Here is a 14618-nt window from a genome sequence, read left to right on the forward strand (position 1 = left end):
CAGGGCATGCAGATTTACAATACCCTGACACGGCGCAAGGAGACGTTCAGGCCCATCGAGCCGGGCAAGGTGCGCATGTACGTGTGTGGCATCACGGTCTATGACTATTGCCACATCGGTCATGCTCGGGTCATGGTCGCCTTCGACGTGATTACCCGTTACCTTCGGGAGCGAGGTTATGACGTGATCTACGTGCGCAACATCACCGATATCGACGACAAGATTCTCAAGCGTGCCGACGAAAATGGCGAAACCATTGTCAGCCTCACCGAGCGCATGATCGATGCCATGCATGAGGACGAGGATCGCCTCGGTGTGCTGCGACCCGATTACGAACCCCGGGCGACAGCGCACATCGATGACATTATTGCGATGATCGAGCGGCTTATCGACAAGGGCTATGCGTATCGCGCCGATAACGGTGACGTCTACTACCGGGTTCGCAAGTTCGCCGACTACGGCAAGCTCAACAACCGCAACCTTGATGAGATGCGAGCCGGAGCGCGTGTCGAGGTCGACGCGTATAAGGAGGATCCGCTCGACTTCGTGCTCTGGAAGGCGGCCAAGCCGGACGAGGCCAGTTGGCCGTCGCCCTGGGGTAATGGCCGTCCTGGCTGGCATATCGAGTGTTCCGCCATGTCGACCTGCTGCCTGGGGGAGACGTTTGATATCCATGGTGGCGGGCCAGACCTGACCTTCCCGCACCATGAGAATGAGATTGCCCAGAGCGAAGCGGCGACCGGCAAGCGCTATGTCAACACCTGGATGCATGCTGGCGCGGTCAGGGTCGATCAGCAGAAGATGTCCAAGTCACTGGGCAATTTCTTCACTATTCGCGAAGTGCTTGAAGTGCATGATCCCGAGGTGGTCCGTTACCTGCTGCTGGCCAGCCACTATCGCAGCCCGATCAACTATGCGCCCGATGCGCTCGACGAGGCACGGCGTTCTCTGGAGCGGTTCTATAATGCCCTCGAGGGCGTCGAGCCCGTTCAGGGCGACGTAGACGCTCGCTATCAGGCGCGTTTCGGCGAGGCGATGGATGATGATTTCAATACCGCCGAGGCGCTTGCTGTGCTGTTCGACCTGGTTCGCGACCTCAACCGTGCGCGTAAGGAAGCCCCAGAGCAGGCGCCGGCCCTGGCGTTCGAGTTGAAGCGCCTCGGCGATGTTCTTGGGCTCTTCGGTCAGGGGCCGTCGACATTTCTCAAGGCGGGGGCGGCGAACCTGCCGGTTTCCGAGTCCGAAATTGAGGCGCGCATCGCTGCTCGTGCTGAAGCCAAGGCGCAGCGGGACTTTGCCGAGGCCGACCGTATTCGTGACGAATTGGCAGCGATGGGTATTGTGCTCAAGGATTCCCGCGAAGGGACGACCTGGGTGTTCGAAAAGTAACGACGCTATAGCATAAAGAAAACCCGCGATGCCGTAGTGGCTCGCGGGTTTTTTCATTTTTGCATCAAGCTGGGCGGCTCAGGCCTCGACGACGGCTTCGCGAGGAGTGCCCAGGCGCTGTACCATGGCCTCGACCATCTCGGCCGAATGGGTAGCAGCCTGGTCGATGAATTGCTGGAAGGAGACATTGGACTCCTTGCCGGCAATATCCGACAGGGCGCGGATCACCACGAAGGGGCAGCCATACAAATGGCAAGTCTGGGCAATGGCGGCCGCTTCCATCTCTGCTGCCAACATGGTGGGGAAGCGTTCACGGGTACGCTGCACGGCATTCGGGCAGGCCATGAAGGCGTCGCCGGTGGCGATCAGCCCCTCGTGCACGCGCAAATGCCCCAAGCCCTCGATGCATTCACGCGCAATCCGCACCAGGCGATCATCTGGCAGGTAGGCTGCCGGCATGCGCGGTACCTGGCCATGCTCATAGCCGAAAACCACGGCATCGACATCGTGATGGCGGACTTCTGTCGAAATCACTACGTCGCCAACACGCAAGTCGCTCCCGAAGCCGCCGGCAGAGCCGGTATTGATAACGGCTTCTGGCTGGTACATGTCGAGCAGCAAGGTCGTACCAACGGCGGCGTTGACCTTGCCGATGCCCGACTGAAGGATGACAACATCGACCCCGTGCAACTGACCGATATGGAAGGTTGAGCCTACATGCTCACGTGTACGTCGGTTGTCCAGGCGCGAGGCGAGCAGGGCCACTTCCTCTTCCATGGCGCCGATGATTCCAAGTCTTTGCATCAGGCGAACACCTGGTTCCATTCATTGCGCTTGGTCAGGAAGCTGCGCGCCAGCTCCTGAGCGCCCTCCAGGCTATGGCTAGCGGCCCACCCGCACTGCATTTCGTTGCAGGCCGGGACTTCCTTGGCCTCGAGCACGTCTTCCAGAGTCTTGGCTAGCAGATCGAGCACGTCGTCGTAGTCATCGTGATTGATCATCGCCACGTAAAAACCGGTCTGACAGCCCATCGGGCTGATATCGACCACCTTGTCGCTATGGTTGCGTGACAGCTCTGCCATCAGGTGTTCCAGCGAGTGCAGGGCCGGCATATCCATGTGCTCCCGGTTGGGTTGGCAGAAGCGCATGTCGTATTTGTGAATCTGATCACCGTTGGCGCCGGCCTTGATGCCAGCCAGGCGTACATAAGGTGCCTTGACCTTGGTGTGGTCCAGGTTGAAGCTTTCGACGTTCATCAGCTTCTGGTCGCTCATCCCACTCTCCGAAACATCGTTGATCGTTAGCCCTGGGTGCGGGCGCACAAATGGGGGCTGATTATACGCACCATGCCTCACTTATGCATGGCATCGTGCAATTCCGCAGCATACAGGGTGTTTTCCAGTAGCGAAGCGACCGTCATGGGGCCTACGCCACCCGGTACCGGTGTGATAAAGCTGGCGCGCGCGGCAGCGGGCTCGAACTCAATGTCACCGATCAGCTGGCCGCTATCCAGACGATTGATGCCGACATCAATGACAATGGCTCCTTCCTTGACCCATTCGCCCTTGACCACACCTGGTTTTCCTACGGCAACCACTAACAGATCCGCCGCACGGACATGCTTTTCCAGCTCGTTAGTGAAACGGTGACAGATGGTGGTGGTGCAGCCGGCCAGTAACAGCTCCAGTGCCATGGGGCGCCCGACGATATTGGAGGCGCCGACAATGGTCGCATCGAGGCCGCGCACTTGCAGGCCGGTTTCCTGCAACAGGGTCATGATGCCTTTGGGCGTGCAAGGGCGCAGCACGGGCAGGCGCTGGGCGAGACGGCCAAGATTGTAAGGGTGAAAACCATCCACATCCTTGTCGGGGCGAATGCGCTCGAGGATCGGGCGGGCATCGAGGTGCTGTGGCAGGGGTAGCTGAACCAGAATACCGTCGATTGACGGGTCGTCGTTTAGCTCGTCGACAAGGGCTTCAAGCGCTTCCTGGCTCGTGTCGGCGGTCAGTTGATGGCGAAAGGAGAGAATGCCAGCCTGCTCACAGGCAAGGTGTTTATTGCGCACATAGACTTCGGACGCCGGGTCTTCACCAACCAATACCACGGCTAGCCCGGGAATGCGCTTGCCGGTTTCGTGACGGGTCTTCACCTGGCGAGCGACTTGTTGGCGAACTTGCGCGGCAATGGCTTTGCCGTCGATCAGTTGGGCTGACATCAAAGATTCCTTTGGTACTGTCGAGCAGAAGCGCTGCGGAAGAGAAGGCGAGATTTTCGCATGTCAGCAGCGGCTGTCAAAGCGATGCTGCGTTGTAATGGTTGGCAAGGACTTGACCTTTGGTAAAAGTTGCGTAGAATACGCAGCGCTTGACGGGGCCCGAGCGGTGACGTCTTGGCCGTGGCTACGAACGGCGGGGTATAGCGCAGTCTGGTAGCGCGCCTGCTTTGGGAGCAGGATGTCGGGGGTTCGAATCCCTCTACCCCGACCAACCTATTGATCGGCAAGAAGTTTTTGCTCAGTAGGGTTGTGGTGAGAAGCTTGGGGCCGTAATATGACTCTCACTGTAGAGACTGTATGCGCCTATAGCTCAACCGGATAGAGCAACGGCCTTCTAAGCCGTAGGTTGCAGGTTCGAGTCCTGCTGGGCGCGCCAAGTTGGTGGCCGATCTCTTTGGTCAGTTCAGCTTGCAATGCCGTAAGTAATAGTTCGATATGGTGGATGTAGCTCAGTGGTAGAGCCCCGGATTGTGGCTCCGGTGGTCGTGGGTTCGATCCCCATCATCCACCCCATATCGTCTTTCCCGGTTTGTCCTAGAAGTGGTGGATGTAGCTCAGTGGTAGAGCCCCGGATTGTGGCTCCGGTGGTCGTGGGTTCGATCCCCATCATCCACCCCATTTCTTTATTTCCCTCGTTGTTGTGTTGCCACGCTCGTGGCGATTCCTGTTTAAACTCTTTTCCCGCTGCTTTCCGTTGATACTTTCCCGGTTGCTAGGCTTACAATGGTGCTGTTTTGCCCGCTGACCTTGCAAAATCAGTGGATGTCCTCATATACAGCCGCATGCCGCGCTTGCCAGCGCGTGTCGGGATTCTTAAAATCCTCTCTTTGAACGCACATTTAAACGCCCCCAGTCGGTAGAGGACCTTTCATGCAAGTTTCCGTCGAAACGACTTCACAGATCGAGCGCCGCGTCACCGTGCAGGTGCCATCCAATGAAGTCGATGAGGCCGTCGCCGCCCGTCTCAAGGACACCGCGAAAAACGTTCGCCTCAATGGCTTCCGCCAAGGGCGGGTACCGATGGCGGTGGTGAAGCAGCGCTACGGTCGCGACGTACGTAATGAAGTGGTGGGCGAGCTAATGCGTCAGCATTATGTCCGGGCTATCACCGAGCAGAGCCTGAACCCGGCGGGATACCCCTCGATTGAACCCACCGTCAATGAGGCGGGCAAGGATCTGGAGTTCGTCGCGACGCTGGAGGTGTATCCGGAGTTCGATTTGGCCTCTATCGAAGGCAGCGAAATCGAGCGCCCGGTAGCTAGCGTCAATGACGGCGACATCGATCAGATGATCGAAACCCTGCGCAAGCAGAATGCTCAGTGGGAAGCCGTCGACCGTGTCGCCGAAACGGGCGATCAGGTCAAGGTCGACTTCAAGGGCTTCCTGGGTGATGAGCCGTTTGAAGGTGGCGAAGCCGAAGGGCATGACCTCGTTCTGGGCTCCAACAGCTTCATTCCGGGTTTCGAGGATCAGCTGGTCGGGGTCAAGGCAGGCGACGAAACCGAGATCAAGGTCACCTTCCCTGAAGACTACCAGGCTGAGCATCTGGCCGGTAAAGAGGCGACCTTCAAGGTCAAGGTTCATCAGGTCAGCGCCCAGCAATTGCCGGAAGTCGATGCCGAGTTCGTCAAGCAGTTCGGAGTCGACGATGGTGACCTCGACAAGTTCCGTGCCGAAGTGCGTAAGAACATGGAGCGCGAGATCAAGCAGGCCGTCGACAATCGCGTCAAGCAGCAGGCCTTGGATGCCTTGAAGCAGGCCAACGATATTCCGGTGCCGGCTTCGATGGTCAGCCAGGAAACCGATGCGCTCAAGCGCCAGGCTGCCCAGCAGTTCGGCCTGGGTGACGATTTTGACGTCTCGCAGCTACCGGACGAGCTATTCGCCGAGCAGGCCAAGAGCCGGGTGCAGGTCGGTCTGTTGCTGGCCGAGGTCATCAAGGTGAATGAGCTGGAAGCCAGCGATGACGAGATCAAGGCCAAGGTCGAAGAGCTCGCCCAACAGTACCAGCAACCTGAGCAGGTCATTGAGTACTACCTCAAGGACGAGCAGATGAAGAACCAGGTAAAGTCTGCCGTACTTGAAGAGAAGGCGGTTGACAAGCTTCTCGAGCAGGCACAGGTTAAAGACGTCGAGATGTCCTACGAGCAGGCGCTTCAGGCGGCCCAACAGCAGGGCGGAGAAGGTGAAGAAGCCGAAGAGGATGAGGCGACTTCACAGCAGTCCTGACGCGACGCTGCACAAGCTGACTGAACGACCCGGCTTCGGCCGGGTCGATAGTCATGTGTCTGGCTAAGGTAAGCAAGGCATCACGTTACAAATCACCGGATTAAGGTAGTCACGCAATGGGCAACGAGTTCGATATTCAAAACGCCGGCGGTCTGGTCCCTATGGTGGTCGAGCAGAGCGCACGCGGCGAGCGGGCCTACGATATTTACTCGCGCCTGCTCAAGGAACGTGTGATCTTCCTAGTGGGTCCGGTGGAAGACTACATGGCCAACCTGGTCGTAGCACAGCTTTTATTCCTTGAGTCCGAAAACCCGGACAAGGATATTCATCTGTACATCAACTCGCCTGGTGGATCGGTGACAGCGGGAATGTCCATCTATGACACCATGCAGTTCGTCAAGCCTGATGTTTCGACCGTGTGTATTGGTCAGGCCGCCAGCATGGGAGCATTGCTTCTGGCCGGTGGCGCTAAGGACAAGCGCTTCTGTCTACCGAATTCCCGAATGATGATCCACCAGCCACTCGGTGGGTATCAGGGGCAGGCAGCGGATATCGAGATCCATACACGTGAAATTCTCAACATCCGCCATAAACTGAATCGTATTCTGGCCGATCATACCGGGCAGGAGATCGAGACTATTGCCAAGGATACTGACCGTGACAACTTCATGGATGGTAACCAGGCAGTGGAATATGGCCTTATCGATGCCGTGCTGGATAAGCGCCCGGCATCCTGATAGCGTAATTGTAAACTAAGCATATCCTGGCGGCTGATAGGGTCGCCTTCGGAAAGAGGTACGCGAATGGCCGACGGCAAAGGCAAAGACGAGGGTAAGCTGCTGTACTGCTCGTTCTGTGGCAAGAATCAGAACGAAGTACGCAAGCTGATCGCAGGTCCTTCCGTCTATATCTGCGACGAGTGTGTCGATTTGTGCAACGACATCATTCGCGAGGAGGTTCTGGAGGCCGATGCTGAGGGTGATGAGGATCGTCTGCCAGCTCCGCGTGAAATCCGCGATACTCTCGATGACTACGTAATCGGGCAGGACCGGGCCAAAATGGTGCTCTCTGTAGCGGTGTACAACCACTACAAGCGTCTGCGCGCAGGTGTGAAAAGCGATGACGTCGAGCTCGGCAAATCCAATATTCTGCTGATCGGCCCGACGGGTAGCGGCAAGACGCTGTTGGCCGAAACCTTGGCACGTCTGCTTAATGTTCCCTTTACCATCGCCGATGCCACGACGCTGACGGAAGCGGGCTATGTCGGTGAGGACGTAGAGAACATCATCCAGAAGCTGCTGCAGAAGTGCGACTATGATGTTGAAAAGGCCCAGCGCGGCATCGTCTACATCGACGAGATCGACAAGATCTCGCGCAAGTCCGACAACCCGTCGATCACCCGTGACGTTTCGGGCGAGGGGGTACAGCAGGCGCTGCTCAAGCTGATAGAAGGCACAACGGCTTCGGTACCTCCGCAGGGAGGACGCAAGCACCCGCAGCAGGAGTTCCTGCAGGTCGATACCGGCAACATCTTGTTTATTGTCGGCGGCGCCTTCGCTGGGCTGGACAAGGTGATTCGCGATCGTGCCGAGAAGGGCGGGATCGGTTTCAATGCGACAGTCAAGAGTAAGGACTCCAACAAGGGCGTTGGCGATATCCTCGCCGATGTGGAGCCCGAGGATCTGGTCAAGTTCGGCCTGATTCCTGAATTTGTCGGTCGTCTGCCGGTGATAGCTACCTTGACCGAGCTCAGCGAGGAGGCGCTCGTACAGATCCTGACCGAGCCCAAGAACTCGTTGGTCAAGCAATATGCCAAGCTGTTCGAGATGGAGAACGTCGAGCTCGATTTTCGTGAGGATGCGCTTCTTGCGGTTGCACGTAAGGCGATGACTCGCAAGACCGGCGCTCGTGGCTTGCGTTCGATTCTCGAGTCGGTACTGCTCGATACCATGTATGAAGTGCCGTCACTCGAAGGCGTCACCAAGGTGGTTATTGACGAGTCTGTAATCGCTGGCGAGAGCGAGCCGTTGCTCATGTATTCGAACCATGAAGAGAGCAAGGTCGCGAACAAGGATGGCTAATGTTCATCCCGTTCGGGAGGGGGGCCGTCATGGCCCCCTTTTCGTATGTTAGGCAGCATGAGGCGGTTGCTGCCTGACGGTTGTAAATTGACACTTTCGCCCCAATTTCTTGTCCCAATAGTCGATTGCCGCGCTAGGAGAATACTCGACCTGGCTGACTAAGGAGATCGTTCACTCGGTTCCGGCCGATGCGTGTCGGGTCGGTCTGCCCGAACAGGATCCATCAGGCTCCTGCCATCTCGTTCTTGCCGGCTGCGAACCGCCGAACCAGGTTGTGCCTGGTGTCCAAACATTCGAATCGTGAGGAACTGTCTGCGATGCAGCAGAACGCCGAACAGACACTGAGTCTGCCCCTTCTCCCATTGCGGGATGTTGTCGTCTACCCGCAGATGGTCATTCCCCTGTTCGTAGGGCGTGAAAAGTCCATCCAGGCCCTCGAAGCGGCCATGGATGCCGATAAGCGTGTGCTGTTGGTCGCCCAGCGCGAGGCTGGACAAGACGACCCGGGGACTGAAGACCTGTTCTCGATAGGCACCGTGGCGGAGATCATGCAACTGCTCAAGTTGCCGGACGGGACCGTCAAGGTTCTCATCGAAGGGACGTCACGTGCCGATGTGCGGCATGTGGGCCTTGCTGAATCTGGTTACAGCATTGCCGATATCGTGCTGCGCGAGAGCCAGCCACTTTCAGATCGCGAGCAGGAATCGCTCGTCAGAGTGCTGCTCAACCAGTTTGAGCAGTACGTAAAGCTGTCCAAGAAAGTACCCAACGAGGTACTCAGCTCGCTACAGGGCATTGAGGATCCGAGCCGACTCGTTGATACCATCTGCGCCCATCTGTCGCTGAAAATCGGTGACAAGCAGGAACTACTCGAGATGGATCGTGTGCGTGATCGCATCGAGCACCTGATGGCATTGATCGAATCAGAAATCGATCTGCTACAGGTGGAAAAGCGCATTCGGTCGCGTGTCAAGGATCAGATGGAAAAGTCGCAGCGTGAGTACTACCTCAACGAGCAGATGAAGGCCATCCAGAAAGAGATGGGCGAGCTCGAGAACGTACCTAACGAGGCTGATAAATACGAGAAGCTGATCAAGGAATCCGGTATGCCTGCCGAGGCTGCCGATAAGGCCAACCAAGAGCTGAGCAAGCTCAAGATGATGGCCCCCACCTCGGCCGAGGCGACCGTGGTGCGCTCGTACCTGGATTGGCTGGTGTCGGTGCCGTGGAAAAAGCGCACACGCGTCAAGCACGATCTGCCGCATGCCGTCTCGGTGCTTGATGAAGACCATTATGGCCTGGAAGAGGTAAAGGAACGTATTCTCGAGTACTTGGCCGTACAGAAACGGGTCAAGAAGCTCAAGGGGCCGGTACTATGCCTCGTTGGGCCGCCAGGGGTAGGTAAGACATCGCTGGGCCAGTCGATCGCTCGTGCAACCAATCGCAAGTATGTTCGCCTCGCCCTGGGTGGCGTAAGGGACGAATCGGAAATACGTGGGCATCGCCGGACCTACATCGGCTCGCTGCCGGGTAAATTGATCCAGCGCATGAGCAAAGCCGGCGTAAAGAACCCGCTGTTCCTGCTGGACGAAGTCGACAAGATTGGCATGGACCATCGTGGCGATCCGGCATCGGCGCTACTTGAGGTGCTTGATCCCGAGCAGAACGACAAGTTCAGTGATCACTATCTGGAACTCGACTACGACCTTTCCGACGTGATGTTCATCTGCACCGCGAACTCGATGAATATCCCTGGGCCACTACTGGATCGCATGGAGATCATTCGTCTTCCGGGCTACACCGAGGATGAAAAACTCGCCATCGCGAAGCGCTACCTGTTGCCCAAGCAGCTCAAGGCCAATGGGCTCAAGGACGAAGAGCTCGCGATGTCCGATGAGGCGATTCTCGAGCTCATTCGCTACTATACTCGCGAGGCAGGGGTACGCGAACTCGAACGTCAGATAGCGAAAGTATGTCGTAAAGTACTTCGCGAGCGTGTCGAGCAGGAAGGCAAGCAGGGCGCACAGGCGGCGCAATCGCTGACAGCCGAGGATATAGAGGCTTACGCAGGCGTACGGCGTTATAGCTATGGCTTGGCCGATCTGGAGCATCAGGTGGGACGAGTTACTGGCCTAGCCTGGACTTCGGTCGGTGGTGAACTGCTCAACATCGAGTCGGTCGTTACGCCGGGTAAGGGGCGCCTGAACAAGACGGGCTCTCTAGGTAACGTCATGAAGGAATCGGTCGATGCAGCGCATACCGTGGTACGTGCCCGTGCCGTACCCATGGGGATAGATCCTGAGCGTTTCGAAAAAGAGGATTTACATATCCACGTGCCCGAAGGTGCCACTCCCAAGGATGGCCCCAGCGCTGGCATTGCCATGGTTACCGCCATGGTATCCGCCTATACCGAACGCCCTGTGCGTTGTGACGTGGCGATGACTGGAGAAGTCAACCTGCGGGGCGAAGTGCTTCCGATCGGTGGGCTAAAGGAGAAATTGCTGGCAGCAAGGCGGGGTGGTATAAAGATCGTACTTATTCCTGAAGAGAATCGTCGTGACCTCAAGGAGGTTCCCGACAACATTACCAATGCCTTGGATATTCGTCCTGTGCGTTGGATCGATGAGGTTCTTGACGTGGCGTTGGTTGATCCTTCCGAAGTGTCAAGCGATGATACTCGTCCTGATGAAGCGGCTTCTTCGCATACGATGGTCAGCACGCACTAAAGGGTTTTTAAAAGACATAACGGGGTAAAAACCCCGTTATGACGGGGCTTGGCGCCGAAGGTCGCTTGACAGAAGTTTTGCCGCATTGCTATAAATTGCGCTTTGCTGTGATCGCGTAAGCCGCCCTAAAGAAGCGCCGATTTTCAGTAATTTCCGAAACAGTCAAGGGGTGAAGTGTGAATAAATCCGAGCTGATCGAAGCCATCGCCGCATCTGCCGATATTCCCAAGGCAGCTGCAAGTCGCGCGCTGGATGCGATGATTGAGTCCGTCACCGAGAGCCTGAAGAAGGGCGATTCCGTTGCCTTGGTCGGCTTCGGTACTTTTACTGTCAAGGAGCGCGCTGCGCGTACTGGCCGCAACCCCCAGACAGGTCAGCCGATCGATATCAGCGCAGCCAAGGTGCCCAGCTTCAAGGCTGGCAAGGCGCTCAAGGATTCGGTCAACTGATTCCCTGACGTCCCGGTTGCATACGCGGGGCCTGGCAGTGACATCAGGGCGCTGATGATCAACCTGCGATGTTGAGCATCCCACCTTGCCGGTTAGCTGCCAACCATGTCCCTGCTGCCAGGCGCATCGCGTAAGCGATGCGCTTTTTTATTTCAACAATCAGCATTTGAGGCCAGCATGCTGCAACAAATCCGGGATCGCTCCCAAAGCATGATCGCCAAGGTCATCGTTGGCGCGGTCATTGTCGCTCTCGCTCTGTTTGGCATTGAATCGGTGATCGGTCTGTTTACGTCAGGTAGTGATAACGTTGCAGAGGTTAATGGAGAGCCGGTTACTCGTCAGCAGGTCGAGATCGAGGTTCAGCGCGCTATTCGCTCTGGCCAAGTCCCTCCCGAGCAGGAGCGAGCATTGCGCAACCAGGTAATTGAACAGCTGGTGTCTCGTGAGGTGCTGGACCAGTATGCCGAAGAAGGTGGTCTATATGCCTCGGAGGCACAGATCGATCACTTGATCGTCAATCTTGCCGAATTCCAGGACCAGAATGGTAAGTTTTCAAAAGAGATCTTTCGTAATCGCCTGGCCAGTGCCGGTTACACTCCGTTGGCCTTCCGCCAGCAGCTTCGAGAAGATCTGATTCGGCAACAAGTCCAGCAAGGGCTGACTACTAGCGAATTCGTTCTCGATAGCGAACGTGAGCGCTTCGTCGAGCTGCAGCGCCAGACTCGTAGCTTCCGTTACCATGTCTTGGCGCGGGATGATCTGGAACGAGACGTCACCGTGTCAGATGAAGAATTGCAATCCTACTACCAGGCCAACCAAGACCAGTATCGTCGCCCCGAGCAGGTCCGTTTGGCCTACGTGATACTGGATCAGGCGGATCTGGCAGATAGTATCCAGGTGGATGAGCAGGCGCTTCGCGACGCTTACGCTGAACGCGAACGTGAAGCTGGCCGAAGAGTGTCACATATCATGGTCTCGTTCGGTGATGAGCGCACGCGTGAAGAGGCCCGGGCGCGGCTGCAGAAGGTGAAAGATCGACTCGCAGCCGGTGATGATTTTGCTGAGCTGGCGGCTGAATACTCCGATGACGGATCGACCGCCGATAGTCAGGGTGATCTAGGCTTTATCAATCGAGGTTTCTTCGGTGAGTCCTTCGAGAATGCGGCGTTTTCTTTGAAGCCAGGCCAAGTGTCAGACATTGTCGAGACCGAGAATGGCCTGCACCTTATCAAGGTCACCGATCTGGACATTCCGCCTTTCGAAGAAATGCGCGATACGTTGCGTCAAGACGTGGCCATGGAAAAAGCCGGTAATGCCTTTAATGAGCGTGCCCAGCGCCTGATTGATGAGAGCTTTGCAGCTGATGATCTGGCAAGCGTTGCGGATGATCTGGGGCTGCCGCTGCAGCAGAGCGACTGGGTTTCTCGTGATGGTGCCAGCGGTGTATTAGCAGAGCCCGGCGTCATGGCGGCAGCTTTCGAGACGGATGTGCTGGAAAACGGTTATAACAGCGAGGTGATCGAGCTCGACGACCAGCGTCGAATGGTACTGCGTGTCACCGATCATCGTGAAGCGACCACGTTGCCACTGGACGAGGTACGAGAGCAGGTACGTAGTGCCGTCGAGCAGGAGAAAGTAAAAGAAACATTGCGTGAGAGGGCGTCCGAAATGGCGCAGGCCTTGCGCAATGGCGACTCGCTGAATCTCGACTGGCAGCAGGTCGATAACGTTTCCCGCCAGCAGGAAGTCGATGTTCCACAGCCGATTTTGCAGCAGGCCTTCCGGCTGCCCAGACCCGAGGGCAGCGACCCGGTGTATGGGCAGACGGCGATCCCTCAGGGCGTGGCATTGATTGCTTTGACTAGCGTGGAGGCGGGTGACGCCTCAGCTGAGGACCAGACCGATGCTTTCATCGTGCAAATGGCTGAGCGCCTGCGTGCCCAGGCGGCGGTACAAGGATTGCTCGAGACGCTGAAGGACGAGGCAGAGGTCGAGCGGTTATAGCGGCGCTAGGCTCCTACTGCCTACCATTGGAAGAGGGCGCAGTCTGACTGCGCCCTCTTTTACCTTCTAGCGTAAGCATCCAGTCCGAAGCGGATCACTGGGTTATACGTGATAGTATGTTATGTTATAAAGTAATAGATCGGAGCCAGCATGCCACGACCGGATCAGATGCCTAAACCGCCTATTCCCGTTCATATCGTTACCGGTTTTCTCGGCAGCGGTAAGAGTAGCTTTATCAAGTCGCTTATTCGTTACAAGCCGTCCAATGAGCGTTGGGCGATCTTGATAAATGAATTCGGCCAGGTGGGTATCGATCAGGCCTTGTTCGAATCGAGGGATGATGTAGTGGTGAAAGGCTTGCCGGGGGGGTGCATGTGCTGTCAACTGGCTTTCGTCTTACAGGCGGGGCTGGTCAACCTTCTGCACCGCAGCAGGCCCGACCGGCTCCTGATCGAGCCCTCTGGGCTTGGCCACCCAGCGGGGTTGCTGGATGTTCTGCGCAGTGATTCATTCAAAGGCGCTTTGACGCTCAGCGAGGTAATCGTCCTGCTCGACCCTCGGCGCATGCATGATGATAGGGCGTTGCAGCATGAGACCTTCCGTGACCAATTGGCTCTGGCGGATGGGGTAGTGCTATCCATGACCGATATTGCTTCGCAGCAGCAGATACAAGCGGCACAAGACTATGTTGGTGGCTTATGGCCGGCTAAGCGCTGGTTGCGAAATGGTCGGTTCATGACCATTGAGCAATTTCTGCAGCCCGGGGCTCATTGGCAAGATGAAGTCAAGCGACCAGAGGCCCATCGCCTCAAGGGTACTGGGCAAGTCTTGATGCTGGATGCATACGATTACCGGCAGCCCAAGCCGGGCAAACCGGTGCATGACGAAGGTGAGTCGTTGGGGTTTGCCAGTCACGGATGGCGTTGGCATCCAGATGATGTTTTTGACCTGGATCGACTGACACGGGGAATCGACGACTTACCCGGCGATATACGTCTCAAAGGAATATGGCACACAACGGTAGGTTGGAAATCGCTCAATCGAAGCCAGGGATACCTTGCCCTGGAAGATGTTGCCTGGCGTCGTGACTCGCGGGTTGAGCTGATTGGACAGCGCCTACCCGAGGCTGATGCGCTAGAGAGCATGTGGCAACAGTGTCGAATAGCTGGGCCCTGCTAGTTTTATACCGTTATCATATTTGACTAACTTGTCATGTTGCTGCCTCGAGAATCGTAATGTTTTCCAGCGCCTCATCACGATGACTGCCGCAAAGCTCAGGATCATAGTCGAAGCGATAACAAACAGTAGGCCGTTTCGGGTCATTGAAGAGCCTACACAGATTGTTTTCGTCGAGTTGTACGCAGCGTACTCCGGCCGGTTTGCCTTGCGGCATACCTGGGATGGGTGAGCTGATGGATGGAGCGATGCAACAGGCACCGCAACCGATACGACACGCCATTAGAAG

12 protein-coding genes and 4 tRNA genes are annotated in these 14618 nt (G+C 56.8%); 12 read left to right on the top strand and 4 right to left on the bottom strand.

Annotated features, from left to right (window positions below; all coding sequences use genetic code 11):
• Positions 1-6 precede the first annotated feature (6 nt).
• Positions 7-1389: a cysteine--tRNA ligase gene (gene cysS, locus F568_RS0108940; RefSeq protein ID WP_019018379.1), complete on the top strand. Its 1383-nt coding sequence runs from the start codon at positions 7-9 to the stop codon at positions 1387-1389.
• 78 nt (positions 1390-1467) lie between these two features.
• Here cysS and mtnN read toward each other — a convergent pair whose 3' ends face one another.
• The 3 genes from mtnN to folD form a co-directional block, all read right to left on the bottom strand.
• Positions 1468-2193: a 5'-methylthioadenosine/S-adenosylhomocysteine nucleosidase gene (gene mtnN, locus F568_RS0108945; protein WP_026300431.1), complete on the bottom strand. Its 726-nt coding sequence runs from the start codon at positions 2191-2193 to the stop codon at positions 1468-1470.
• Entirely contained in the window at positions 2193-2663 is a 471-nt protein-coding gene (locus tag F568_RS0108950; RefSeq protein ID WP_019018381.1) for an S-ribosylhomocysteine lyase, read from the bottom strand. Before F568_RS0108950 ends, mtnN begins: the two co-directional genes overlap by 1 nt.
• Positions 2664-2740: 77 nt before the next feature.
• Positions 2741-3604, bottom strand: a complete 864-nt coding sequence (folD, locus tag F568_RS0108955; RefSeq protein ID WP_019018382.1) for a bifunctional methylenetetrahydrofolate dehydrogenase/methenyltetrahydrofolate cyclohydrolase FolD — start codon at positions 3602-3604, stop codon at positions 2741-2743.
• Positions 3605-3798: 194 nt separating this feature from the next.
• On the opposite strand from folD, the gene F568_RS0108960 reads away from it, so the two are divergent.
• From F568_RS0108960 to F568_RS0109010, 11 genes are all read left to right on the top strand, one after another.
• Positions 3799-3875 (top strand) — tRNA-Pro (locus F568_RS0108960).
• An 88-nt stretch (positions 3876-3963) separates the two neighbouring features.
• A tRNA-Arg gene (locus F568_RS0108965) sits at positions 3964-4040 on the top strand.
• 62 nt (positions 4041-4102) lie between these two features.
• A tRNA-His gene (locus F568_RS0108970) sits at positions 4103-4177 on the top strand.
• A 30-nt stretch (positions 4178-4207) separates the two neighbouring features.
• Positions 4208-4282, top strand: a tRNA-His gene (locus tag F568_RS0108975).
• A gap of 252 nt (positions 4283-4534) precedes the next feature.
• Positions 4535-5893, top strand: coding sequence for a trigger factor (gene tig / locus F568_RS0108980; protein ID WP_019018383.1), 1359 nt, complete (start codon positions 4535-4537; stop codon positions 5891-5893).
• A gap of 116 nt (positions 5894-6009) precedes the next feature.
• On the top strand, positions 6010-6630 hold the full coding sequence (clpP, locus tag F568_RS0108985) for an ATP-dependent Clp endopeptidase proteolytic subunit ClpP (protein ID WP_019018384.1): 621 nt from the start codon (positions 6010-6012) through the stop codon (positions 6628-6630).
• A 66-nt stretch (positions 6631-6696) separates the two neighbouring features.
• Positions 6697-7974: an ATP-dependent Clp protease ATP-binding subunit ClpX gene (clpX, locus tag F568_RS0108990; RefSeq protein ID WP_019018385.1), complete on the top strand. Its 1278-nt coding sequence runs from the start codon at positions 6697-6699 to the stop codon at positions 7972-7974.
• Positions 7975-8291: 317 nt separating this feature from the next.
• Positions 8292-10700: an endopeptidase La gene (lon, locus tag F568_RS0108995; protein WP_019018386.1), complete on the top strand. Its 2409-nt coding sequence runs from the start codon at positions 8292-8294 to the stop codon at positions 10698-10700.
• Positions 10701-10876: 176 nt separating this feature from the next.
• Positions 10877-11149: a nucleoid-associated protein HU-beta gene (hupB, locus tag F568_RS0109000; RefSeq protein ID WP_019018387.1), complete on the top strand. Its 273-nt coding sequence runs from the start codon at positions 10877-10879 to the stop codon at positions 11147-11149.
• 177 nt (positions 11150-11326) lie between these two features.
• Positions 11327-13153 (top strand): SurA N-terminal domain-containing protein, encoded by a 1827-nt coding sequence (locus tag F568_RS0109005; RefSeq protein ID WP_019018388.1) that lies wholly within the window; start codon positions 11327-11329, stop codon positions 13151-13153.
• Between the two features lie 150 nt (positions 13154-13303).
• Complete coding sequence (locus F568_RS0109010) at positions 13304-14332, top strand: CobW family GTP-binding protein (protein ID WP_019018389.1); 1029 nt, start codon at positions 13304-13306, stop codon at positions 14330-14332.
• A 31-nt stretch (positions 14333-14363) separates the two neighbouring features.
• On the opposite strand, the gene F568_RS24315 is transcribed toward F568_RS0109010, so the two are convergent.
• Positions 14364-14612, bottom strand: a complete 249-nt coding sequence (locus F568_RS24315) for a YkgJ family cysteine cluster protein (RefSeq protein WP_083933005.1) — start codon at positions 14610-14612, stop codon at positions 14364-14366.
• Between the last annotated feature and the right edge of the window lie 6 nt (positions 14613-14618).

Source organism: Modicisalibacter luteus DSM 23508 (genome assembly GCF_000378505.1).
GTDB lineage: Bacteria > Pseudomonadota > Gammaproteobacteria > Pseudomonadales > Halomonadaceae > Modicisalibacter > Modicisalibacter luteus.

Coding starts and splice junctions, on each gene's coding strand:
- clpX (WP_019018385.1), top strand. CDS start 6,697: ATGGCCGACGGCAAAGGCAAAGACGAGGGTAAGCTGCTGTACTGCTCG.
- cysS (WP_019018379.1), top strand. CDS start 7: ATGCAGATTTACAATACCCTGACACGGCGCAAGGAGACGTTCAGGCCC.
- F568_RS0109010 (WP_019018389.1), top strand. CDS start 13,304: ATGCCACGACCGGATCAGATGCCTAAACCGCCTATTCCCGTTCATATC.
- lon (WP_019018386.1), top strand. CDS start 8,292: ATGCAGCAGAACGCCGAACAGACACTGAGTCTGCCCCTTCTCCCATTG.
- mtnN (WP_026300431.1), bottom strand. CDS start 2,193: ATGCAAAGACTTGGAATCATCGGCGCCATGGAAGAGGAAGTGGCCCTG.
- F568_RS24315 (WP_083933005.1), bottom strand. CDS start 14,612: ATGGCGTGTCGTATCGGTTGCGGTGCCTGTTGCATCGCTCCATCCATC.
- tig (WP_019018383.1), top strand. CDS start 4,535: ATGCAAGTTTCCGTCGAAACGACTTCACAGATCGAGCGCCGCGTCACC.
- F568_RS0108950 (WP_019018381.1), bottom strand. CDS start 2,663: ATGAGCGACCAGAAGCTGATGAACGTCGAAAGCTTCAACCTGGACCAC.
- clpP (WP_019018384.1), top strand. CDS start 6,010: ATGGGCAACGAGTTCGATATTCAAAACGCCGGCGGTCTGGTCCCTATG.
- F568_RS0109005 (WP_019018388.1), top strand. CDS start 11,327: ATGCTGCAACAAATCCGGGATCGCTCCCAAAGCATGATCGCCAAGGTC.
- folD (WP_019018382.1), bottom strand. CDS start 3,604: ATGTCAGCCCAACTGATCGACGGCAAAGCCATTGCCGCGCAAGTTCGC.